This window comes from Pseudomonas sp. Xaverov 259, from assembly GCF_019352915.1.
Taxonomy (GTDB): domain Bacteria; phylum Pseudomonadota; class Gammaproteobacteria; order Pseudomonadales; family Pseudomonadaceae; genus Aquipseudomonas.
In genome coordinates this window covers 350,258-370,585 of sequence record NZ_JAAAFV010000042.1, presented here as the reverse complement: position 1 = coordinate 370,585, position 20,328 = coordinate 350,258, and the positions used below count along the sequence as shown (strand labels likewise).

Here is a 20,328-nt window from a genome sequence, read left to right as displayed (position 1 = left end):
ATCAGCCCTTGAACCGTGCCAGCAACCAAAGAAAATACGGCGCACCAATCACCGCCGTAAGCACGCCCGCCGGGATTTCGCTGGGCGCGATCAACGTGCGCCCGAGGGTGTCGGCCAGCACCAGCAATAACGCGCCAATCAACATCGCAGCCGGCAGCAGGTACTGGTGATGCCCACCCACCAGACGCCGCGCCATGTGCGGTGCAACCAGGCCGATAAAACCTATCGGCCCGATCACGCCGACACCCAGGCTGGTGAGTACCACCGCGCAGGCCATCGCCCACCAGCGGGTGCGGCTAAGCGCAGTGCCCAGGCTGTGGGCGGCCTCATCGCCAAGCGCGATCAGGTTCAAAGGTTTAGCCAGGCACAAACCCAACGGGATCAACAGCAGGAACGGCAGCACCAGCGCCACATGGTGCCAATTACGGCTCCACAAACTGCCCGTCAGCGCGAGCAATGCCGTGTTGATATCCAACGGATGGGACAGGATCAAAAACTCGGTGACGCTGGACAAGGTCACCGCAATCGCCACCCCCGACAACGCAAAACGTACTCCGGAAAAACTCACGCCGGTGTTGTACAGCGCCAGCAGCAAGGCCCCACCGGCACCGCCCAGGCAGGCCACCAGTGGCAGCCAGGCAATCGGCAGGTGCGGCCAACTGATGATCGCCACGGTCAGCGCCAGCCCGGCGCCCTGGGTCACACCGAGAATTTCCGGCGAGGCCAGCGGGTTGCGGATCACGCCCTGCACAATCGCACCGGCCAGGCCGAAGGCGCAGCCGGCCAGGATGGCGATCAGGCTGCGTGGCAGGCGGTGGTTCCACACTTCAAAATCGAGGGTGCCATGGGCCAGCAGGCGCTCCAGCACGGTGGCGGGTTTAAGCCACACCGTACCGGCGCTGAGGCTCGCCAGCAGCGCCACCAGCAGCAAGCCCAGCAACAGCCATAAACGTAATCGTGGCCGAATCATAGGGCGCGCCTGGCAAGAAACAGGAAGAACGGTGCGCCGATCAATGCAGTGACCACGCCCGCCGGGGTTTCCACTGGAAAGGCCACCGCACGACTGAGCAAGTCGGCGCCCAGCACAATCACCGCGCCCAATGCGGCGCTGAGCGGGATCAGCCAGCGGTAGTCGTTACCGAGAAACTGGCGAATGATATTCGGCGCGATCAGCCCGACAAAGCCAATGGGGCCGACCGCGCACACGCTGGCGCCCACCAGCAACAAGCTGGCGACAAACACCTGCAAACGCAGGCTGGCGATGCCGACGCCCAACGAGCGCGCGGCGTCTTCGCCGAGGTTGATCAGGTTAAGGCGCGGCGCACACCACAGCGCCCATACGCCGCCGATCAGCGTGCATGGCCAGAGCAGTTGCACTTGGGCCGCACCGACATTGGCCAGCGACCCCGCCAGCCAGTTCAGCACGCTTTGGGCCTGGGCCTCGACCAGAATCACCGTGAGCCGGGTCAAGGCCGCGCACAGCGCTGCAACCGCCACACCGGCCAATACCAGCCGTCCTTGCGCGGTGGTCGGCGACCACGCGCCGCCCAGGCTGAACACCGTGACCCAAGCCAGCGCGCCGCCCAGGCAGGTCATCACCAGGGCGCCACCGGCAAAGGGTGGTGCGACCAAACCGGTGGAAAACAAGGCCAATCCCAATGCCGCGCCGGCCGTCACGCCGAACAATGACGGCGACGCCAGACGGTTGCGGGTGATGCCTTGCATCAATGCACCGGCCAGGCCCAGGCAGGCACCGACCAACGCCGCGCACAGCGCACGCGGCACGCGCAATTGCGCGACGATATAGGCCATATTGCCGCCCACGCTGCCCTGGTGAACCAGGCCGTTCCAGGCATCCATCGCGGTGATAGTGAACGGCGACCAGCTGTACAGCGAGTACCAGAACAACACGGCACCCAGCAGCACAATGCCTGCCGCCGCGAAACTGCGCTGCACGGTTATTGGCTCAATACGGCTTTGCCGCCCTTGAGAATCGCCAGGGTGTCTTCAGCGATTTGCTCCGACGCCAATACACCTCGGTTACGCGCCCAACTGTCGCCATCGACCTCGGCCACCTGATGATTACGCACCGCGCCGAGCACTTGCCACAACGGCTGCTTGCTCCAGGTGTCGACGATACTGGGGCGACGATAGTGACCGACCAGCAACCAGCCAGGGTCAAGCGCGAGCAATTGTTCCAGGCTGACAAACTCAGTCGGCGCGGCCTTGGCGCGTACCGACGGCACTTTCAGGCCGATGGCTTGCAGCACGCTACCGGCGTAGGAGTCCGGCCCGTGTACGGAAAAACTGTCTTCACGGGCAACGCCGAACAACACGCTGGCACCCGCCGGAATCTGCTTGGCGATGGCCTGCAAGTGTTCACGGTTCTGGGCAATGCGCGCGTGCATCTGCGCGCTTTTGCCCAGGGCCGTGCCGATCAGTTCGGCGGATTTAAGGCTGCCTTCGTAATCTTCCCCACGGGATGGCAGCAACAGGGTCGGCGCGATGCTCGCCAAGTCGCTATACAAGGCCTGGTGACGATTGAGGTCGGCAACGATCAAGTCCGGCTTGAGCCGCGCGATTTCTTCGATGCTCGGTTGCGAACGCAGGCCCACCGACTTCCATTGGCCGATGGCCTGGCGCACACGCGGCAAGACGCGGTTGGCATCGCCATCGTCCGCAGCGCCGACCGGCGTGACGTCAACGGCGGCAAGGCTGTCGAGAAAGGAAAACTCCAGCACCACTACGCGCTTGGGCGCATCCGGCAGGTGCACCGCGTGCTGGCCGTCATTAAGGTCGATGGGCGCGGCGTTCAACACGCTGGAAGACAATGCCAGGAGGCAGGCGGCAAGGGTCGGGATAGAGCGCAACATTCGCATGACAAAGACCTCGGCGTTAAAACACCCCGGCTGGACGGGCCGGGGAAAACGGCGGGTACTATTCCATATCGGGGCGATGCAATCAAAAAACATTCTTATTAACGCGGTGAGTCTGTGGTGTGGGCTGGCTTGTGTGGGAGCTGGCTTGCCTGCGATAGCATCGACCGGGTCTTACCGACAGACCGAGGTGCCTGTATCGCAGGCAAGCCAGCTCCCACATTGGCCCTCCAACATTGGCCTTCCCCACATAATCCCTGCGTTTAGAAGTCCACCGTGGCCGACAGCAAATAGGTACGCGGCGTTGACAGGGTCAGGCCCGGCTCACTGTCATCCGAAGCACCGGCCGAACTCCAATAGCGTTTATCGGCGACGTTCTCGACATTCGCCCGCAAGGTGATGTGCTTATCGTCGACCTTGAAGGCATAGCGCGCACCGACGTCAAGGCGTGTCCACGCGTCGATCTCCTTGACGTTGGACTGGTCCAGGTATTGGGAGCTTGAGTAGATACCACGGCTGGTCAGGGTCAGGCCTTCCACCGTCGGCACATCCCATTCGGCGCCCAGGTTGACGTTGTACTTGGGCGTGGCCGGGGCGCGGTTGCCGTCGAAAGTGCCATTGGTGGTGTGGGTCAGTTCGCTGTCGATGTACATCACGCCACCCAGCAGGCGTACGCCCTTGAGCGGCTCGCCGAACACGCTCAGTTCCACGCCGTCGTTCTGGCGTTTGCCATTGGGGCCGAACACCCGCGTAGTGGCGTTGGTTTCGTAGGCCGGTTGCTTGATGCGGAATACCGCAGCCGTCACGGCAAACGCGCCGGCGTCGTATTTGGCGCCTACTTCCACCTGGCGGCTGACAAACGGCGGGAAGATTTCATCTTCGTTGATCGAAGTCGACGGCGCGATTTTGCCTTGGCTCAGGCCTTCCATGTAGTTGGCGTACAGCGACAGTTTGTCGGTGGCTTTAAACAGGATGCCACCGGATGGCGAGACCTTTTCCTCGTCATAGGCCGTAGCGCCTTTGACGTTGTTGGTCCAGTCGTCGACCTTGACCCGCTGCCAGCGCGCGCCGAGGGTCAGCAATAAACGCTCGTCAAAAAAGCCCAGGGTATCGGACAGTGCCACGCCACTGAAGCGGTTCTCGGTGTAGACCTTGGAGTCCAGGCGCGTGGGCCGCGAAGGGGTTGGGGTTTCTACCGGGTTGTACAGGTTGCTCGGCGCCGCCGCGTAACGGGCGCCGCCGTTTTCAAAGTCCATGTAGAAGTAGCTGGCCGCCAGGTTGATCTCATGGCTGACCGGCCCGGTATGCAACCAACTGCGCACACCGGCTGTGGCGGTGCGCACGTTTTCATCGCGGGTGAAATCCCGTGGCAATACGCTGAAAACCCCGGCGTTGTTGGTGACGGAAACCGCGTGGCGCAAGAAGTCGTGATTACTTTTACGCGCGCCCACGCCGCCATACAGCATCACGCTGTCACTGAGGTCGAACTCGCCGTTAACCGTGCCGAAGGTGTCATCGGTACGGGCCTTGCTCCAGGGCTGCGCATAGTTGCGGCGCACATCGTTGGCGCTTGGCACCTTGGCATTGGCGCCGACTTGTACACGCTCTTGCGGCGCGTCGGTGTCGCGCTCGGTGTGGCCGATATCCGTGGAAAGGCGCAGGCGCTCGCCACGAAAATCCAGGCCCAGCACGGCCATTTCACGGTCGACGCTCTGGTGATCCCATTCGGTATCGCCGGACTGCTTCACGCCATTGAAACGAATGCCGAATTTGTTGTCCTCACCAAAGCGCCGTCCCACGTCCACCGCGCCACCGGCTTGGCTGCTGGACGCCCAGGTGCCGGTCAGCGAGGTAATGTCCTTATCGGTGGCGCGCTTGGGCACCACGTTGATTCCGCCACCCACGCTGCCGCGCGGCGAGATGCCGTTGATCAACTGGCTCGGGCCTTTGATGACGTCGACGCGCTCGGCCATTTCCATGTCGATGGTGTACGTCGGCAACACGCCGTAGAGGCCGTTGTAGGCCACATCACTGTTGAACAGGCTGAACCCGCGAATGGTGAACTGCTCATAACGCCCGCCTGCCGGGTTGGTGGCGCGTACCGACGGGTCGCTGGCAATCAGGTCGCCGAGGGTGCGCGCCTGCTGGTTCTTCACCGCCTCGGCGGTGTAGGTGGTCATGCTGAACGGCGTTTCCATAAAGTCCCGCGAGCCGAGCAAGCCTTGCGAGCCACGGCGCGCCACCTGGCCACCGGCGTAGGTATCGCCATCGGCCAACCCAGTAGTGCCAACGATGGACGTGGGTGCCAATTGCAGGCTGCCACTTTGCGGCACCGGCATCAGCCTGTAGGCCCGCGCGCCCATCGGTTGCAATTGCAGGCCCGAGCCCGTCAGCAACTGGGCGAAGCCCTCCTCCACGCCGTATTCACCCGACAAGCCAGCGCTGCTGCGACCGCTGACCAGCGCCGGGTCCACCGACAGGTTGACACCGGCGAGCCCGGCGAAGCGGGTCAATGCGGCACTCAGGCTACCGGCCGGCACCTGGTAACTGCGGCGGGCGGTGCTGTCTTCGGCATAGCTGAGCGGGACAAATAACGGGCTGGCACTGAGGCTCAGCATCAGGCTCAGGTTCAGCAACGGGCGCAAGCGCATGGGTCGGACTGCGGGCATGGGGAGAAGCTCTCGATTTTGTTCACTTACCTGGAATGACAGGCGAGGCGCAAAAAAGGGACAGGGGTTGGCGATTTTTTTCAGCAGATAAAGCCTTCGTCTTGCATAGAGGGCAGCCATTGCTCACGATGTCGCCTGATTTCAATCTCTGCATAAAGGCTCACCGCATGAAGTTATTGCGTAAATGGCGCGAAAAAAAAGCGCGCAAGGCAATACGCGCGCTCTCCCCGCTGGAGCGCTCTACGCAAAAACTGCGCAACCGCTATCCAAATTACAGCTTTGGCATAGGCACCTACGGCGATTTGAAGGTGCACGACTGGCATGAAGGCACGACCCTGCGTGTCGGCGCCTACACCTCGATTGCCGGCAATGTGGAAGTGTATTTGGGCGGCCATCATCGCACCGACTGGCTAAGTTGCTACCCCTTCCCCGCCAAGATGAAAAGCCTCGCGCACATTACCGACTTTGGTGGCAGCAAAGGCGACGTGATCATTGGCAATGATTGCTGGATCAGCTCCCACGCGAAGATTCTGTCGGGCGTGACGATCGGCAATGGCGCAGTCGTGGCTGCAGGCGCGATCGTGACCAAGGATGTGGCGCCTTACGCCATCGTCGGCGGCAACCCTGCCAAACATATACGCTGGCGTTTTGATGAGCCGACTCGGCTGATTCTTGAGCAATCCGCCTGGTGGAATTGGCCCGAGGCGGAGGTGCGTGAGGTGGCGCATTTGCTGTGCAGTACGGATATCGGGCCGTTTGTGGAGTACCTCAGCCAGCGCGAGCGTTCGGCTGGCTGAAGCCTTTAGCGCTTGACCCAATCAAGATCCACGGCACCTTGAATGCCATCGACCTGACCTTTGCTGCTGTGCTGCCACCAGTGCCAGCTCTTGCCGTGGCTACTCCAGGTTTCGGGCACCGTCGGCTGCTTGGCATCCCAGTTGGCGATCCACAACGGGCACGGGCTGAAATCGTACTTGCGCCACGCCACGCGGTCAGCCCAGATGCTGGGTGACGTGTAAATGTAGGGATGCGCGCCATCGAGCACCTGCGTGCTGAGCAGCGTTACCAGCTCATGCAGGGCATCGGCCATCTGATCCGGGCTCGCCTCTTCGTTGCGCGAAGTTTCTACGTCAATGGCCAGGATGTGCTTCCCGACCTCGAAGTTGGCCTCGCAGAGCCGCTGTCGAATATTGGCCAGTTGTTCGCCCGGGGTACTGCTCAGGGCACGAAAGTAGTGGTAACCCCCCGCAGTCAAACCATTGGCCAGCATCCCGGCAAAGTTTGTCGCAAACCGAGGGTCAGTGTAGGTCCCCCCTTCGGTCATCTTCACGATGGCATGGGTGACACCGGCTGACGCGACGCGACGCCAATCGATCTCGCCTTGCCAGCGCGATACATCAATGCCACGTGCATGGGTGGTAGGGGTTTGCTGTTCACAGCTCATGAGTTTCTCCAAGACGCTGGGTGCCTTATGCAACCTTTCATCTCGAATACTTTCATCCTTAGGCGCGGAAAAACCGTATATGAATACTACCTGCGCCGGGTTATCTCGGGTGCACCAGTTCCCAGTCCTGTTTATCCAAGCGCCCAGCGCAGTGACCCACTCAGCGGGCGTCATGCCGAACAGCATGGCGCCGGAAACAATGATTGGCGGTGCCACCATGGTTGCCTCGACGGCTACATCTTGGGCTGCATTCAAGACTGCATCTCCAAGGCAAAAAAAACCGCACGTTGGCGAGGTTCAGAATTGATTTTCGGAAACAAAAAAGCCCGGCTCAACGGCCAGGCTTAAGAATTGGTGGCGCACCACGGAACCGAAAGTCACCTTTTAAATTGCTCCTGGGTTCTAATCCGATTACCTCCCAAGATGCACTGGGCGCTACACCTGCAAAAACTAATAGCCTCGCACTGGGCGGGGCAAATCAGATAGTCAATCTTTTTGGTAATGTAAGAACGGATTGCTCTTCAAGGCTTCCGCACTTTCGATGGTCTCGAGAAAGTCATAACCGGCGGATGTGACTCTCACGATTGACGCGACGCCTCCAAAACTATCCAGCGTTACGTACCCCAAGTCCTCCAGTATGCGCATATGCCCTTCTATCACTGTCTCCGGCCACTGTTGCTGATGCTCACTATCGAGCGAGCTGTAGAGCTGCTCGCGCTTCATATGGAGTCTCCAATCGGAGGTTCCGTTTACGCAAAAATCCATGATCGCGTGAAGTAATGGTTTGCTTCTATGCATGTCATCCTCGATAGCGCTGGGGGCGCAGTTTATGCGATCTCAGCGGGAGGCTGCGATTCTGGCAATTTCGGTAAGTGCCGCTTCCAGCGCTGCATCGTCGAGCCCGAATTTTTTAAGGGTTTCGGATGGGTTAACCGTCAAGGGACCTAGCGCTTTCAGCGTGTCAAAAGACACAGTAGCGGCGGGTTTACCCTGCTCATCGAAAAATTCCATCATAGAGACTCCTTCCTTACGAACGCTTAAAGCCCAGGGCATCTGGCGCTTTGCCATCGTAGAGGATAAAGCAAAAAAAAACCGACTCAAAGCCCGGGATTTTTCTATGTGGTGTCGCGCTGAAACAGCTAAACACGGTGCTATGGAAACAGGTGTTTATCCTGCGTGAAAGAACTTTTAGGCAGCCTCACTCATTCCAATCAAATACGCGTCAGGCAAAGTCGTTGTGCGCTTGATAGCTGCGTTCATTGCACACCTCCAACGGAGTACCCTTCATACGAACCAAAATGACCAATACGTGCCAGTAACTCATGCCCAGGGCGCTCGGCCGAGCGGACTGACTGGATCATGTCGGTCATACGCTCGTCTCCGATCAGAAAGCTGTCGAACTCACTGTCCATTCCGGCCCACCACTGGATCTGCACGGGATGGGGAAAGACCTCCTTCTCAAGCATCGCCTTGAACTCAAGAGCCACGCATTTATCCAATACGCCTGGGTAGGTTTGCTTCAAACCGGCTTCCTCATAAACGACTTGGACAACGTAATAGGTGAAGCCTCGACGTGCTTCAAAGGACTGCGCCGTAGGTGAGGCCGTGACGTTTTTCTGCGCGCGAACCAACCGACGGTTGAGTTGAACTCGTTCAGCAACAGGCGAGCGAGCTCGTTTACTACGAATTGCGTGTGCCATGATAAGTATCTCTGTAGTTGTATAGTCCTGATCTCACAGGACGATTAAATAAGCCCTGTTCCCGCCGGGTTTATTGTTTTCTGCGTCGGAAAGATTCATTCTCCGCCCGTTTTATTCCTCTGATACCTAGCCGTTCGGACAGGTGATCACGCCGCTTTACTGACTCTTCCAGCACCAACAAGCTCTGCGGGACATGGCCAATTTCCTTCTGGATGTTTGCTTTTTCGAAAGGTAAAACACGACCTTCTGCAAGGGCGTCATGCACGAGACGAGAAACATCTCAGTACTCAGCGGGCTCCACTTAGAAAGTGCAATCACTGAAAGTAGCCGACCAAGACGCTAGAGCAGATTTGCTATGCACTTGTAACCCGCGAACAAAAAGACCAGAATAAAGACCTATTTAGGAGTCTCAACTATGCAATATATTCTGGCTGATGTGGCGGTGAGCGTTTCCGAACTCAAGAAGAATCCCTCCTCCGTCTTGAGCGGCGCCAACGGCCAGCCCGTAGCCGTACTGAACCACAACCGCGTCATGGGCTACATGGTTCCGGCAAATGTCTACGAAGCGATGATAGAGCGTCTGGAAGAGCTGGAACTGGTTCACCTGGTCAAGGCTCGTCTCGACGCTAACGAAACGCCTGTACGGGTATCCCTCGACGATCTTATTGGCGAGGCCGAGGCAGACATCGCCAATGGCCATTGAGTACGAAGTCGAGTGGGATCCGAAAGCGCTGAAGGAACTGAAAAAACTCGACGGGACAATACGTCTCCAGTTTCTGAAAAAACTTCAAGAGCGGCAGGCCGGACCGCGAGTGCCAGGTGATGCGCTTCACGGCATCAAGGATTGCTACAAGATCAAATTGCGCGGAGCCGGGTACCGGCTGGTGTATCGCGTAGAGGATGAGAGGATTGTCATTCTGGTGCTGGCCGTAGGCAAGCGAGAGCGCAGTTCGGTGTATGAGCAAGCAGGGAAGCGGTAGGCAGATACAAGAAGCCCGGCGCGGGGCCAGGCTATGCTTTGCGGATCTTGACCTTGAAAGCAACCCTCAGCTCTCGGCAGAAGCCATCAAGGCGCCGCTCGGCAGTTTTGCGTCGTGCGTTTACCACGAGTTTTTGCGCTTCTTCACCGGTCGTAGTGATCCCTGACACTGCTGCCTCATTAGCAGTGGCAAACCCTTTGAATATTTCTGTTTTGGAGTCGTAGGACTGTCGAGAGGCCTCTTCAAGCTTAGACTCCCGAATCAGTTACCTAAAAGCAGCGCGCATGAAAAAGCCCAACCGTTTCAGATTGGGCTAAGTCATTGAAAAATATGGTCGGGACGGAGTGATTCGAACACTCGACCCCTAGCACCCCATGCTGGGAACTGTAGTTATGCAAACCATTGATTTAGATAGGATATACATCCTTTAAGGCTCCGCAAAACACGATCTTTTTTGTGCTTATGCAAACGGAAATACGCGGGGCCCCGAGGAAGTTTTGCGCACGACCTCTCGGTTGCGGGCGGTGAGAGGTTGCCCGGATATCGGATTTCTGTCATATCCAAAACCCGCATCGAAACCGAGACTCTCTCTATGACAACCCGGCTATCTGATTTATTTCGAGCAATTCTTCGGCTTCGCCTCAAGCGATGTGATCGCCCGAGTGCCAAAGCATCACTGGATCCCGCAGAATCAGAACTGCAGATATCTAGGATCATTGGAAAAATTTCAGGTAATGAACTCGCTAATTCTGAACCCTTGCACTCAAGAGATTTACAGCTCATTGCGGAACTGATTCAGATCTACAACTTCATAGAGTTCAACTTGAGACGATGCATTGAGCTCTTCACTCATGTTGGGCTGATAGAAAAAAGCGAGAAAACCATTCCAATGGCGCACCTTTCTAGAGTAGCGCTGGGTGCAATTTCCAGGGTTGAAGGCGGCGGGCCTTGGGAGTCACATCTACAAGAAATTGAGCTTCATCGAGAACGTCGAAATGATCTTGCCCACTGGGCTGCTCGCCGAATCATTGGCGAGGATGCATTACTGATTCTTACAATGAATCCCGCGGAAACAAAGAAACGTATCGCTCAGCCTGCAGACCATATGCACAGCGCCCATGGCGTGATGCTGCTTAAGGATTTGGAATGGCTCGTCCAGCGCCTGTCCCAATACGATCGGATGCTCGCAGAAGCAACTTCTTTATGGCATATCCGATACACAGAGGGATAAGCCTCAGGAAGCCGTAGGGCTGTCTTCGTCCAAAACCATGTCAAGGCGACCACAACACCTACACAACTACCTGATATTAAAGTAAAAATAGGCGATTTTTGTATAAAAAATAGCCATTTAACCCTATAAGAATCAATAACTTAACGTTGTATGTGGTTTGGTTAAAGTTGCCTGCACGCTCAGCGGAACGCGAACTGAACTTGCTCAAGACCTTGTGCAAGGTACCGGTGGATAACTGCACTCTTGCCTAAAATGTAACTCAACAATTCCGCATGAGAGTCGTTTGAGAACGTACGGACATGGCCTTCGAATGCCTTACGAATTGACTCCGGATCTCCTGGGTTTTCAACGTGATCCCCGCGCCCTACGATCATCATGGCCACCAAGTCCAAGAGTTCCTTATCAGAAAGCGAGCGCATCGACTCGATGAAAGCAATCTCCTCCTGGCTATCAGGTTCAAACACTAGAGCTTTCAACTCGCCCGAACCAATAATGCCGCCGCCGGGATGACGCTGACGGTATTCTTCATGGCTTATCGCAGCAAGGCGAGCAATGGTGGCTGCTTTGGAAGTGCTGAGGTGTCTCATGGATCGTCCCTTTTGATGTTGATAACTCCTGATCCTACCGTTACTCGACGCAATATTGGAACAACGCATATCAACTGAATCGAAGGCGGATTCCTTTAGGGTACGCCCCGACTTGCCGGAACCCACCACACCCCGATGATGCAGCAGTATGGGCTTGATAGGGTCTTGGGCCTTATGGTGCGGGGCTTTCCGACTCAACTAGTCTAAAACCCAAGCTCAATTCTGTAAGCTTTAAGGCCAATGAAACCGGGTTAGAGCAAGGTAGTATTAGACAGAAAAACACCCTCAATGGCGTCCTGCCGACGAACACCACTCCCAAATCCGCAGCACCTCGATTACTGTTCATATATACAGTACATGAGTTTACCCACCATGAAGCTCGACAAAGACACCTGCGAGTGGCTTGGATGCCCTACGCCCCTGGAAATGTACCAGCACCAGTGCGCCCTGCTCGAGGACGAACTGACCGCGACCCAGAAGCGGCTGACCGAGGCGCGCCGGAATATCGCCGGGCTGGTGCAGATGTGCGACCTGCTGTCCGCCGGCAAGGCCTCGGCCGAAGCTGAACTCAAGAAGGCACTCGCCAGGTCCTGCCGCTCGCTGCTGGCATCCAATCACGTCGCCGTGGTCAACATCGACCCCAGTGGCCGCCAGGGCATGATCAACTACAAGTCGCTGAAGAACATCGCGCCCGGGAAGATCGGCCAGGCCGTTTGCGGTATCCCTCACCGCTGGACGATCTACCTCAGCGCCCTCTGCATCGACGCCTGCGGCGACCGCTACAGCAAGTCGGTGGAGGTGGCGCCCGATGGAGTCTACCTCTCCGACCACTTGGAAGACGTGATTGAGCATTGCTACAAGAAGCTGCGCGACGAGGCCAATCAAAGCCAGGTGGTGGCTTCGGGATGGATTGCCATTCCTGAAGCGATGTCGCTGGACGAGGCACACGCCGCGCGCATCTTCGAAGCCGTCGGCGCCTGGCACCAGGTGAAGGTCGATTCATGCGCCGCATAGCCCGCACCCAGCAACGCAAACGTCAAACCTGGCTCGCACTGCCGGCCAGCGGAATAGAAGAGGTAGGCCATGGCAGCCGAACAGAAGGAACGCACCGCCAAGCTTGCCGAGAAACGGCAGGAGTTGGGCGAGCAGGAATTACGGCACACGGTCCCATATGGCACTCGGCAGGTGCTCGACGAACTGATGCACTGGCATGAGATCGAGGAAGTCGGCGAGGCGGTGCAACTGCTGGTGCTAAATGGACGCGCCGAGGATCTGTCGCCGGCGCCGCCGAAGGTCAAAGGGCTGTCCGACATCATCCGCCACTACTTCCGCCAGGGAATGCGTGACCGGTTAGCAGCGCTCACCGCCGAACTGGGCGAGACGAAAGACCGGGCTACCATCTGGAGACTGATCGCGCACGCCCACTCTCTGGGCCCCAATAAATCCGCAGCCCTCTTCAAAATTAAGCGCCACGGTTACGAGATAACTGAAAACGTGGCGCGCAAATTACGGCACGCGGGCTATGCCGAATCGCGCCAGATGAATGACGATGATGAATAATCACTTCTCCCGGGGTTGCACCTCAAACTGAGGAGGGTCGCTTTCACCAGAGATATCAACACGCCTGATATCAAAATAGGCTGCCTTGGTATTGTGATCCGCGTCCTTATAGGCAATTGTGATAGTTTCCTCAATTGCCGGATCATCTAGGTCAAATTTTATAGAAAACTGTTGAAACTTCCCTTTTGGCCATTCAGGGATAAAAATATTCAAACCACTTAGATCACCACCAAAATCAATCGCCACCTTAAATATCGTGGCTCCATCATTCCCAATGTTCAGTCCTAAAAAGCACTGCTGCCCCATGCGAACTGTACCATCTACTCTTGCAAACAGCTCAGGCATAATATCCTTTTCTCTACGCTCCTGTATTGACCTCAACCTATTCATCTCCGACTCAAATTGCAGCCTCGTTACATCAACGAGTTCTTTCTGCTGCTCGACTGAGTTTTTTAGTTCTTGTGCTTGAAGTTGTAAGGCTTCAGAACTCAGCTTTAGCTCGCGACCTTGTTGTAAATAGCCCAGCACCAACCACAGAAAGGCCACCGGACCAAAAACTCCTGCGAGAAAATCCCCTATCTCATTGAGTTCTAGATCTGGGATATTTGTGCGTTTCCAATAAACGAGGGTGGCTACACCTACTAGATAAACGCCGGTAACCAACCCACCTAAGATTTCTGATCTGACCTTCATCGCTCGCTCCATCGAATGAGCGCGAGATATTAGATGTTACTGAAGTCACTTGGAAGCATCTTGCCATCACCCTACTCGCTGCATCCGGTAACCGGAGGGCGGCGCCTGACCGGAGATAATCCATGGACGATCAGTTCTACCTGCAAGACAGCCGCAGCCATGCCTACGTCGGCGACGGATTGTCGTTCTGGGGTTTAGGAGGATCTGGATATGTAACAGATCTGGCGAAGGCCCAGGTGTTCACCCGGGACGGCGCTTGCGATCACCGCGACACTGACATCCCGTGGCCCAAGGCCTACGTCGATGCCCGGGCGCGTATTGGTGTCGACTGCCAGCGTGTGACGTTGAGCGAGGCGCTGGACCAACATCCCGACACAGCCGAGTTTTACATCCAAAAGCCGCAGTGCTGGAACGGCAACAACCTGATTTGGCTTTGCGAAGATGGCGTGTTCACAAGCGATCTTTCCAAGGCTGTGGTGGTGCCGAGAGCTCGCACCGGCACCTGTATCGGTAAGCTCGGTCAATCAGGCGCAGTGGTCTGGCCCAAACCCTACATCGACGCCCGCTCCCGGCGCCTTGTTGAGCGCGACGACGTGAATATCAAAGACGCCCTGCGCGGCACCGGCATCAAGCTGGCCAAGCCGAAGAAGCCCAAAATGATGATGTTCAATTGTGACGGCTGCGGCCGCTTCATCAGTGACGCCCAGCGCTATCGGGAAGACTGTCGGAACTGCGGAACAAGCAACACGCCTTGAGGAGCATCAGCGTGAATGCTTGGCGCTGCCTTGCTGCGCGAATTGTTCAAACTCGGCGAGCATGATAACCGCCGTGAACTGCAGCTCCTCGTACTGAGCGGATATCTCGTCAGTCTGGAACGGCCAGTTTTTCTCGTAGAAATCTTCCGCCGCTACCGCCGCTTCATCCTTTGCGATTTGAAGCCCGAGAAGATCTGCTTCGTATTTGTCATCGCGCACCTATACCTCCTTGATCCGGCTCCATGCCGCCCCCGTAATAGCCCAATCCGACCAGAGCGTCTAGCGCTCGTCACCGAGGGCGGACCATGTATCTCCAATCATTTAGTTGAGGACGCTCTGTAATTCCTGCGAAGCATCCATTCAAGTTCACATACGGTGCTTGCGTAGAGGTGCTTTGCCTCATCGGTAATTGTCTGACAGTGAGCCATAAATTTTGGTAGTTGAACCGCAAATGGCGTTACCGAATACGCGTTTACAATCCGCATCGGGTCACTTAAAACTCTTTGAGTGTAAACGCTGGCTGGACCGCTAAACGAGGCCTCTTCCTCTTTAGTGAAAAACACCACCGCAGTGCCCCATGCCCGATTGTAAGCCTCTATTGCAGCCAAGCACTTTTCTCTGGCAGTTTTTTCGTACAAATCGAGTTCTTCGTTAACAGCACCTCCATTGGATATTTGGTAAGCGCATCGACTTTGCACAGCCATCAAATACCCTCTAAAGGCATGCAGACTCGTGGCGGCATCCTTCAGATCTTTGAGTGACTTAAATCGCTCGGCGTGTCTGAACTGTTCCTTCCAGGCATTGAGCGTGTAAATGGCGACAATAGCGGCGATCGAGGTTGCGATAAAGCTGGTGCACTCCAGGGCATCCTTAAACTTGGCGAAATCACCAAACACAGGGCGCCAAACCACACCGACCATGAACAGGCCAGCACCGGCGGCTGCCAACAGAACAACATCACTTCGCCTCATATTTCTCTCATCGTTAAAGACCAAATTTCGGACCTAACACAAATACCCCATATCAACGAATCAAGCCAGCCGGCGAGGCTATAAGCGCTTAGCGCGATCCTCGGGATTCCATGCACTGCAGAGAAACATGATCCCAGGAGCAATAAAGATACCCCAATAACCATTGAAACCTGGATAGAGAAGCGGCCCGAATGTCGCAGTGACAAGCAAAGCGATGCCTGCCCATAACCGCTTACGCGGCGTGAACCACTTGCGGAACGCTTCAAGCTTTTTACCCGCCATTACCACCTCCTTGTTTGATAAGCAGCAAAGCATATCACCCACTTAAACGAATCACGCCAGCCGGCGAGGATCCCCTATGTCTCCCTACAAATTGTCCGGGACGACGGTCGTCAGCTTTTCCGGCGGACGCACCAGCGCCTACATGCTGCGCCAGGTGCTGGACAACAACGATGACTTGAGCGATCTGGTCGTCACCTTCGCCAATACCGGGAAGGAACACCCGGCCACCCTGGAGTTTGTTCGGGAATGCGCCGAGCGCTGGGCCGTGCCGATTGTCTGGCTTGAGTTTCGCGACGATGGCGCGGGTTTTTCGGTGGTGGACTACGCCACTGCCAGCCGCCAGGGCGAACCGTTCGAAGCCCTGATTCGCAAGCGGAAGTACCTGCCCAATCCGGTGACCAGGTTCTGCACCATCGATCTGAAGATCCGCATCATCCACAAGTACCTTCGTAGCCTGGGCCTTTCGACCGAGGAAACACCGGTGGACATGATGACAGGCATCCGTGCGGATGAGCCGCGGCGTGTCGTGAAGATCCGGCACCGCAAAAGCACCAGCGAAAGCAAATGGGCAACCATGGTGATGCCACTTGCCGATGCCGGTGTTGGCGTTCAGGACGTGACCGACTTCTGGGCGGACCAACCTTTTGACCTCATGCTGCCGACGATCAACGGCAGAACGCTGGAGGGCAACTGCGACCTTTGCTTCCTTAAAGGTGCCAAGCAGGTCTATTCGATTATCGCCAGCGATCGGCCCAAGGCCGAATGGTGGGCACGCATGGAAAGCTCAGTGGTGTCTGGCGGCAAGTTCACCGGCGATGGTGCGCGTTTTCGAAATGACCGGCCCAGCTATCAGCAAATGCTCGACTACTCCGACACCCAATTCGATATGTTCGCCGACCACGATGAGGCCATTACCTGCTTCTGCGGTGATTAATTAAAGTGCAATCAAGCACCTTATCTATATCGAGGATTTTTCATTCCGCACGAATGAAATACCGCCCGGATCAATGTCACTATCAGGGACAAATCTACAATAATCCTCAACTGAGTCGCGCTCTTTGTAGAACACGTCTATCAAAATATCTTCTCCTGGTGAATCTATATGCCACATACATTTAAAGTCTAAGCTCTCTCCCCGATTTAAGGTGCGAAAGGATGCACAATAGTGCTTATTTGCACCCTTTTGAAATGCGACACTTAAGCTGTAAATTTGAGCACCATCATTGAATAGCCTGCATGTCGCTATCCAACGGCCGTCTACAAACTCCATCTGGAGACCTTCTAAATGGAGGATAGGTCGTAATCCATGACGGTATTTAACGGTTTCCTCCTCTCTTTCTTTGCGGCTCAATTCAAGTGCCTGCAAGGAGATGTCTGCCAACTGGCGTTGTTGCTCAACAGAGTTTTTCAACTCTTCACCTTGGACATTGAGAGCTTCCGTGCCTTGCCGAAGCTCATCACCTTGCTGGAAATATCCAAACACAAGCCAAGCTAAAGCTAACGGACCAAAAGCGCCCGCTAAAAAGTCACCTAACGAGTTAAGCGGCATCCCAAAAAACTCAGGCGCTTTGAACCCAATGAGCACCGCAACTCCGACTAAATACACTGCTGTAAACCACACAGCTATTTTCGTCCTTCGATCCATATACCCCTCCATTTTCCCGGACTATACCGGCGAGGAGCCATCATGCCCATCACTTATGGAAGCGTGTGCAGTGGCATTGAAGCCGCGACACAAGCCTGGCAACCGCTGGGCATGCGCGCCGCCTGGTTCGCCGAGATTGAACCGTTCCCCTCGGCGGTCCTGGCACACCACTACCCCGACGTGCTGAACCACGGTGACATGACCAAGCTGGCCGCCCTGGTGCTGGCCGGCAAGATCCCGACGCCGGACGTGCTGGTCGGCGGCACACCGTGCCAAGCCTTCTCGGTCGCCGGTATGCGCGAAGGCCTCACCGACCCGCGCGGCGCCCTCACCATCAAATACGTGGAGCTTGCAGATGCAGTTGACTATGTTCGAGCCATCAACGGCAAACGCGCCAGTGTCATCGTCTGGGAGAACGTCCCCGGCGTCCTCAGCGACAAAGGGAACGCCTTCGGATGCTTTCTTGGCGCGCTTGCTGGGGAAGACTGCGAGCTGCAGCCTCCAGGGAAAAAATGGCAGGACGCTGGTTGTGTGTATGGACCCAAAAGAACAATCGCGTGGCGGGTCCTGGACGCCCAATATTTCGGCCTGGCCCAACGACGCCGTCGTGTGTTCGTTGTCGCAAGTGCTCGAGACGGGTTCGATCCCGCCGAGGTACTTTTTGAGCGCGAAGGCGTGCGCCGGGATACTGCGCCGCGCCGAGGCGAGGGGCAAGACGTTACCGGAACAGCTCCTTTCGGCCCTGCACTCCAGTGCGGATGTGGATACATCTTCGACGAATACTTAGGCCCGTATGGCTGCCCCAACTGCGAAGGCGACGAGGGGCCGGCAGTCGATATGTTTGGCGGAATCCCGGCATTCGGCGGCCATAGCCTGGGCGGCTCGATCGAGCGCGCAGCAACCCTCACCGCCAAGGACAGCCGGCTCGACATCGAAAGCGAGACGTTCTTCGTACACGGCGTCGATGTTCGGAACGGGGCGCTTACTGGTGAGCTCACTCACACCCTTCAAGCCGGCGATCATGCACCAGACCCGGGAGGCACACCTCATGTCCTCTCAAATTCCGGTATTCGCCGATCCACTCCACGCGAATGCGAGCGCCTACAAGGCATGGCCGACAACTACACCCTGATCCCATGGCGCGGCAAGCCCGCCTGCGAATGCCCAGACGGCCCACGCTACAAGGCGATCGGCAACAGCAAGGCCGTCACCGTGGTTCGCTGGATAGGCCGTCGCCTCCTGTCTCAGGTTGACACTACGTAGCGAACAGCTGATATACCGCAACCTCCGCGCGGGAAATCACGGCAGGTTTGCCGGCAGCGATAAAACTATTTATGCATGACCTGGTGGCCGGGATATTGAAGCGGCTACCTCTTTTCCTCATCTCATCCAGCACCGTTAGCGAGACCAGGTACTTTCCGCAGTCGGAGCATTCAACATCTCGGAACTCCCCGGGCGAATACCTTTCCTTGCCCCTCCCACCACAGATCACGCACACGTAGTTGTCCATCACCACCTCCGTTTGGCTAATCGCTGAACTGTAGCTGATCCCCACTCAAACTCCACCGCCCGGGCATGGCCCGGCAAGGACTCCCCATGATCAACCTGTTCTGGCGCCTTGTCGCCAAGCTACTTGCGCGCCCGGCGGTTGCCGGCTGGCTCATCGCCCGCGCTCAGCGCACCCCGTACCTGCACATCATGTCCGCCGACGGCGCCGAGATGTACATGGGCCGCTGGTGGCTGTTCAATCCCTACTCCCGCGAAACGCACAAGCCTGCGCTGTGGTGGTTCCCTTGGTCTTTCCGCATCCACCACATCATGCGGCCAGACGAAGACCGGGATCTACACGACCACCCATGGAACGCCCGCACCATCATCCTGCGAGGCTGGTACACGGAACAGCGGCTGCTCGATCATGAAGATCCTGTGCTGTCCGGCCTGAACGTGCCGTCCGGCGCCCAGGCAACCGAATACATCGACCGCCACCCCGGCGACACCGCTCGGCTCAACCACGGCGAGTACCACCGGATTGACGAGCTATCGCCCGGCGGCGTCTACACCCTCTTCATCACCAGCAAGTGGCGTGGTGACTGGGGCTTTCTGGTCAACGGCGTGAAGTTGCCTTGGCGCATCTACACGGGAACCAATGATTGAAACGAGAAAAACCTACCGATCTGATCGCCAGCGCGCTACTTTTGGGAATATAAACTCAGAAACGCAGAGGTGCATAATAATGTTAGAACCACGGACGGCAAAAAAGGCATTGAATTTTCCGGATGCAGAAAAGCCCGGGGCGTATAAATTAGCATCACTACTCAAAGAAAGCATTGTCAACGCCGGAGATATAGTTAGCATAGATCAATACATCACAGGTTATGGAGCAAACAGCGGACTTAAATTAGTATGCTATATATCAAATAAAATTTTTGACGAATCGGCATCCACATTAACAACAGAACTATCACCACCTTCCGAAAAAAACAATAATACCTTTCAATGGGGATTGAAAAAGATACCAGTAGAAAACGGCGGATTCTCGCTTACCCCAGGAAAACTACAATTAGAACATTGGCCTAAAGCTGAGGCCATTTTCGATACAACCCTAGGAAACAACTACATACTGACTGAGAGAAGTCTTTCTAGTGCCCCGTTTGCTTACAAACTTCAAACACTAAGAAATGCTAAGGCTGGTGTATACTACTTATCCTTCTACCTAACATACTTCAATGGCAATGAGTGGGTGTGCGAAGAAGACAAGGTAGATTTTAGAATAAACAGCACATTTGAGCGCTATAACACCACGATCTCTTTGCTTGCAGCGACAGCCCTGATCGTTACTATTTTCCATGATGGTGTCGGGCCACTTTTTGAAATATTCCACGAAATAGCAAAATTTGTAACCTCGTTCAAAATTAAATAGCGCTAATTAATTTTT

25 protein-coding genes are annotated in these 20,328 nt (G+C 56.2%); 11 read left to right on the top strand and 14 right to left on the bottom strand.

The features are described from left to right. Position 1 precedes the first annotated feature (1 nt). From K0H48_RS20260 to K0H48_RS20245, 4 genes are all read right to left on the bottom strand, one after another. A complete protein-coding gene (locus K0H48_RS20260; RefSeq protein WP_219268857.1) occupies positions 2-970 on the bottom strand; it encodes an iron ABC transporter permease in 969 nt (322 codons plus the stop codon). Next, on the bottom strand, positions 967-1,956 hold the full coding sequence (gene fecC, locus K0H48_RS20255; protein ID WP_219268856.1) for an iron-dicitrate ABC transporter permease FecC: 990 nt from the start codon (positions 1,954-1,956) through the stop codon (positions 967-969). Before fecC ends, K0H48_RS20260 begins: the two co-directional genes overlap by 4 nt. Before the next feature lie 2 nt (positions 1,957-1,958). Continuing rightward, complete coding sequence (locus K0H48_RS20250; RefSeq protein WP_026013813.1) at positions 1,959-2,879, bottom strand: Fe(3+) dicitrate ABC transporter substrate-binding protein FecB; 921 nt, start codon at positions 2,877-2,879, stop codon at positions 1,959-1,961. Between the two features lie 260 nt (positions 2,880-3,139). Beyond that, entirely contained in the window at positions 3,140-5,545 is a 2,406-nt protein-coding gene (locus K0H48_RS20245) for a TonB-dependent receptor (protein WP_219268855.1), read from the bottom strand. Positions 5,546-5,712: 167 nt separating this feature from the next. Here K0H48_RS20245 and K0H48_RS20240 point away from each other — a divergent pair, with 167 nt between their 5' ends. Next, positions 5,713-6,342: a CatB-related O-acetyltransferase gene (locus K0H48_RS20240; RefSeq protein ID WP_219268854.1), complete on the top strand. Its 630-nt coding sequence runs from the start codon at positions 5,713-5,715 to the stop codon at positions 6,340-6,342. 5 nt (positions 6,343-6,347) lie between these two features. On the opposite strand, the gene K0H48_RS20235 is transcribed toward K0H48_RS20240, so the two are convergent. The 4 genes from K0H48_RS20235 to K0H48_RS20220 all read right to left on the bottom strand — a co-directional run bounded on the left by K0H48_RS20235 (position 6,348) and on the right by K0H48_RS20220 (position 8,689). Beyond that, complete coding sequence (locus K0H48_RS20235) at positions 6,348-7,244, bottom strand: glycoside hydrolase family 25 protein (protein WP_257627045.1); 897 nt, start codon at positions 7,242-7,244, stop codon at positions 6,348-6,350. Positions 7,245-7,475: 231 nt separating this feature from the next. Beyond that, the gene (locus K0H48_RS20230) at positions 7,476-7,712 is read right to left on the bottom strand and encodes a hypothetical protein (protein WP_219268853.1); all 237 of its coding nucleotides are present in this window, start codon (positions 7,710-7,712) and stop codon (positions 7,476-7,478) included. A 114-nt stretch (positions 7,713-7,826) separates the two neighbouring features. Further along, complete coding sequence (locus tag K0H48_RS20225) at positions 7,827-8,000, bottom strand: hypothetical protein (protein ID WP_219268852.1); 174 nt, start codon at positions 7,998-8,000, stop codon at positions 7,827-7,829. A 245-nt stretch (positions 8,001-8,245) separates the two neighbouring features. Next, complete coding sequence (locus K0H48_RS20220; protein WP_219268851.1) at positions 8,246-8,689, bottom strand: hypothetical protein; 444 nt, start codon at positions 8,687-8,689, stop codon at positions 8,246-8,248. 415 nt (positions 8,690-9,104) lie between these two features. Between K0H48_RS20220 and K0H48_RS20215 the strand changes: the two genes are divergently transcribed. The 3 genes from K0H48_RS20215 (at position 9,105) to K0H48_RS20205 (ending at position 10,900) form a co-directional block, all read left to right on the top strand. Beyond that, the gene (locus K0H48_RS20215) at positions 9,105-9,392 is read left to right on the top strand and encodes a type II toxin-antitoxin system Phd/YefM family antitoxin (protein WP_219268850.1); all 288 of its coding nucleotides are present in this window, start codon (positions 9,105-9,107) and stop codon (positions 9,390-9,392) included. Then, positions 9,388-9,669, top strand: a complete 282-nt coding sequence (locus K0H48_RS20210; RefSeq protein WP_219268920.1) for a type II toxin-antitoxin system RelE/ParE family toxin — start codon at positions 9,388-9,390, stop codon at positions 9,667-9,669. The genes K0H48_RS20215 and K0H48_RS20210 overlap by 5 nt, the downstream gene beginning before the upstream one ends. 592 nt (positions 9,670-10,261) lie before the next feature. Next, complete coding sequence (locus K0H48_RS20205; protein ID WP_219268849.1) at positions 10,262-10,900, top strand: hypothetical protein; 639 nt, start codon at positions 10,262-10,264, stop codon at positions 10,898-10,900. 179 nt (positions 10,901-11,079) lie between these two features. On the opposite strand, the gene K0H48_RS20200 is transcribed toward K0H48_RS20205, so the two are convergent. Next, entirely contained in the window at positions 11,080-11,487 is a 408-nt protein-coding gene (locus K0H48_RS20200) for a DUF3775 domain-containing protein (protein ID WP_219268848.1), read from the bottom strand. Positions 11,488-12,009: 522 nt separating this feature from the next. On the opposite strand from K0H48_RS20200, the gene K0H48_RS20195 reads away from it, so the two are divergent. After that, complete coding sequence (locus K0H48_RS20195; RefSeq protein WP_219268919.1) at positions 12,010-12,501, top strand: hypothetical protein; 492 nt, start codon at positions 12,010-12,012, stop codon at positions 12,499-12,501. Positions 12,502-12,570: 69 nt separating this feature from the next. Continuing rightward, a complete protein-coding gene (locus K0H48_RS20190) occupies positions 12,571-13,047 on the top strand; it encodes a hypothetical protein (RefSeq protein ID WP_219268847.1) in 477 nt (158 codons plus the stop codon). Here the strand turns inward: K0H48_RS20190 and K0H48_RS20185 are convergent, their stop codons facing one another. After that, positions 13,048-13,740 (bottom strand): hypothetical protein, encoded by a 693-nt coding sequence (locus K0H48_RS20185; protein ID WP_219268846.1) that lies wholly within the window; start codon positions 13,738-13,740, stop codon positions 13,048-13,050. 122 nt (positions 13,741-13,862) lie between these two features. Here K0H48_RS20185 and K0H48_RS20180 point away from each other — a divergent pair, with 122 nt between their 5' ends. Further along, complete coding sequence (locus K0H48_RS20180) at positions 13,863-14,495, top strand: hypothetical protein (protein ID WP_219268845.1); 633 nt, start codon at positions 13,863-13,865, stop codon at positions 14,493-14,495. Between the two features lie 6 nt (positions 14,496-14,501). Here K0H48_RS20180 and K0H48_RS20175 read toward each other — a convergent pair whose 3' ends face one another. From K0H48_RS20175 to K0H48_RS20165, 3 genes are all read right to left on the bottom strand, one after another. Then, positions 14,502-14,714, bottom strand: a complete 213-nt coding sequence (locus K0H48_RS20175) for a hypothetical protein (RefSeq protein ID WP_219268844.1) — start codon at positions 14,712-14,714, stop codon at positions 14,502-14,504. A gap of 98 nt (positions 14,715-14,812) precedes the next feature. Further along, positions 14,813-15,466 (bottom strand): hypothetical protein, encoded by a 654-nt coding sequence (locus K0H48_RS20170; RefSeq protein ID WP_219268843.1) that lies wholly within the window; start codon positions 15,464-15,466, stop codon positions 14,813-14,815. A 78-nt stretch (positions 15,467-15,544) separates the two neighbouring features. Further along, positions 15,545-15,748: a hypothetical protein gene (locus K0H48_RS20165; RefSeq protein WP_219268842.1), complete on the bottom strand. Its 204-nt coding sequence runs from the start codon at positions 15,746-15,748 to the stop codon at positions 15,545-15,547. A gap of 76 nt (positions 15,749-15,824) precedes the next feature. Between K0H48_RS20165 and K0H48_RS20160 the strand changes: the two genes are divergently transcribed. Then, a complete protein-coding gene (locus K0H48_RS20160) occupies positions 15,825-16,682 on the top strand; it encodes a phosphoadenosine phosphosulfate reductase family protein (RefSeq protein ID WP_219268841.1) in 858 nt (285 codons plus the stop codon). A gap of 24 nt (positions 16,683-16,706) precedes the next feature. Here the strand turns inward: K0H48_RS20160 and K0H48_RS20155 are convergent, their stop codons facing one another. Continuing rightward, on the bottom strand, positions 16,707-17,393 hold the full coding sequence (locus K0H48_RS20155; RefSeq protein ID WP_219268840.1) for a hypothetical protein: 687 nt from the start codon (positions 17,391-17,393) through the stop codon (positions 16,707-16,709). Positions 17,394-17,435: 42 nt separating this feature from the next. Here K0H48_RS20155 and K0H48_RS20150 point away from each other — a divergent pair, with 42 nt between their 5' ends. The 3 genes from K0H48_RS20150 to K0H48_RS20140 all read left to right on the top strand — a co-directional run bounded on the left by K0H48_RS20150 (position 17,436) and on the right by K0H48_RS20140 (position 20,313). Then, entirely contained in the window at positions 17,436-18,656 is a 1,221-nt protein-coding gene (locus K0H48_RS20150) for a DNA cytosine methyltransferase (RefSeq protein WP_219268839.1), read from the top strand. A 333-nt stretch (positions 18,657-18,989) separates the two neighbouring features. Continuing rightward, positions 18,990-19,547 (top strand): hypothetical protein, encoded by a 558-nt coding sequence (locus tag K0H48_RS20145; protein WP_219268838.1) that lies wholly within the window; start codon positions 18,990-18,992, stop codon positions 19,545-19,547. Positions 19,548-19,626: 79 nt separating this feature from the next. Continuing rightward, on the top strand, positions 19,627-20,313 hold the full coding sequence (locus K0H48_RS20140; RefSeq protein ID WP_219268837.1) for a hypothetical protein: 687 nt from the start codon (positions 19,627-19,629) through the stop codon (positions 20,311-20,313). Positions 20,314-20,328: the final 15 nt, after the last annotated feature.

Bases quoted from the DNA above. Each gene is read 5' to 3' on its own strand.
- K0H48_RS20260 (WP_219268857.1), bottom strand. From the start codon at position 970: ATGATTCGGCCACGATTACGTTTATGGCTGTTGCTGGGCTTGCTGCTG.
- K0H48_RS20250 (WP_026013813.1), bottom strand. From the start codon at position 2,879: ATGCGAATGTTGCGCTCTATCCCGACCCTTGCCGCCTGCCTCCTGGCA.
- K0H48_RS20245 (WP_219268855.1), bottom strand. From the start codon at position 5,545: ATGCCCGCAGTCCGACCCATGCGCTTGCGCCCGTTGCTGAACCTGAGC.
- K0H48_RS20240 (WP_219268854.1), top strand. From the start codon at position 5,713: ATGAAGTTATTGCGTAAATGGCGCGAAAAAAAAGCGCGCAAGGCAATA.
- K0H48_RS20230 (WP_219268853.1), bottom strand. From the start codon at position 7,712: ATGAAGCGCGAGCAGCTCTACAGCTCGCTCGATAGTGAGCATCAGCAA.
- K0H48_RS20225 (WP_219268852.1), bottom strand. From the start codon at position 8,000: ATGGAATTTTTCGATGAGCAGGGTAAACCCGCCGCTACTGTGTCTTTT.
- K0H48_RS20220 (WP_219268851.1), bottom strand. From the start codon at position 8,689: ATGGCACACGCAATTCGTAGTAAACGAGCTCGCTCGCCTGTTGCTGAA.
- K0H48_RS20215 (WP_219268850.1), top strand. From the start codon at position 9,105: ATGCAATATATTCTGGCTGATGTGGCGGTGAGCGTTTCCGAACTCAAG.
- K0H48_RS20205 (WP_219268849.1), top strand. From the start codon at position 10,262: ATGACAACCCGGCTATCTGATTTATTTCGAGCAATTCTTCGGCTTCGC.
- K0H48_RS20200 (WP_219268848.1), bottom strand. From the start codon at position 11,487: ATGAGACACCTCAGCACTTCCAAAGCAGCCACCATTGCTCGCCTTGCT.
- K0H48_RS20195 (WP_219268919.1), top strand. From the start codon at position 12,010: ATGTGCGACCTGCTGTCCGCCGGCAAGGCCTCGGCCGAAGCTGAACTC.
- K0H48_RS20190 (WP_219268847.1), top strand. From the start codon at position 12,571: ATGGCAGCCGAACAGAAGGAACGCACCGCCAAGCTTGCCGAGAAACGG.
- K0H48_RS20185 (WP_219268846.1), bottom strand. From the start codon at position 13,740: ATGAAGGTCAGATCAGAAATCTTAGGTGGGTTGGTTACCGGCGTTTAT.
- K0H48_RS20180 (WP_219268845.1), top strand. From the start codon at position 13,863: ATGGACGATCAGTTCTACCTGCAAGACAGCCGCAGCCATGCCTACGTC.
- K0H48_RS20170 (WP_219268843.1), bottom strand. From the start codon at position 15,466: ATGAGGCGAAGTGATGTTGTTCTGTTGGCAGCCGCCGGTGCTGGCCTG.
- K0H48_RS20165 (WP_219268842.1), bottom strand. From the start codon at position 15,748: ATGGCGGGTAAAAAGCTTGAAGCGTTCCGCAAGTGGTTCACGCCGCGT.
- K0H48_RS20160 (WP_219268841.1), top strand. From the start codon at position 15,825: ATGTCTCCCTACAAATTGTCCGGGACGACGGTCGTCAGCTTTTCCGGC.
- K0H48_RS20155 (WP_219268840.1), bottom strand. From the start codon at position 17,393: ATGGATCGAAGGACGAAAATAGCTGTGTGGTTTACAGCAGTGTATTTA.
- K0H48_RS20150 (WP_219268839.1), top strand. From the start codon at position 17,436: ATGCCCATCACTTATGGAAGCGTGTGCAGTGGCATTGAAGCCGCGACA.
- K0H48_RS20145 (WP_219268838.1), top strand. From the start codon at position 18,990: ATGATCAACCTGTTCTGGCGCCTTGTCGCCAAGCTACTTGCGCGCCCG.
- K0H48_RS20140 (WP_219268837.1), top strand. From the start codon at position 19,627: ATGTTAGAACCACGGACGGCAAAAAAGGCATTGAATTTTCCGGATGCA.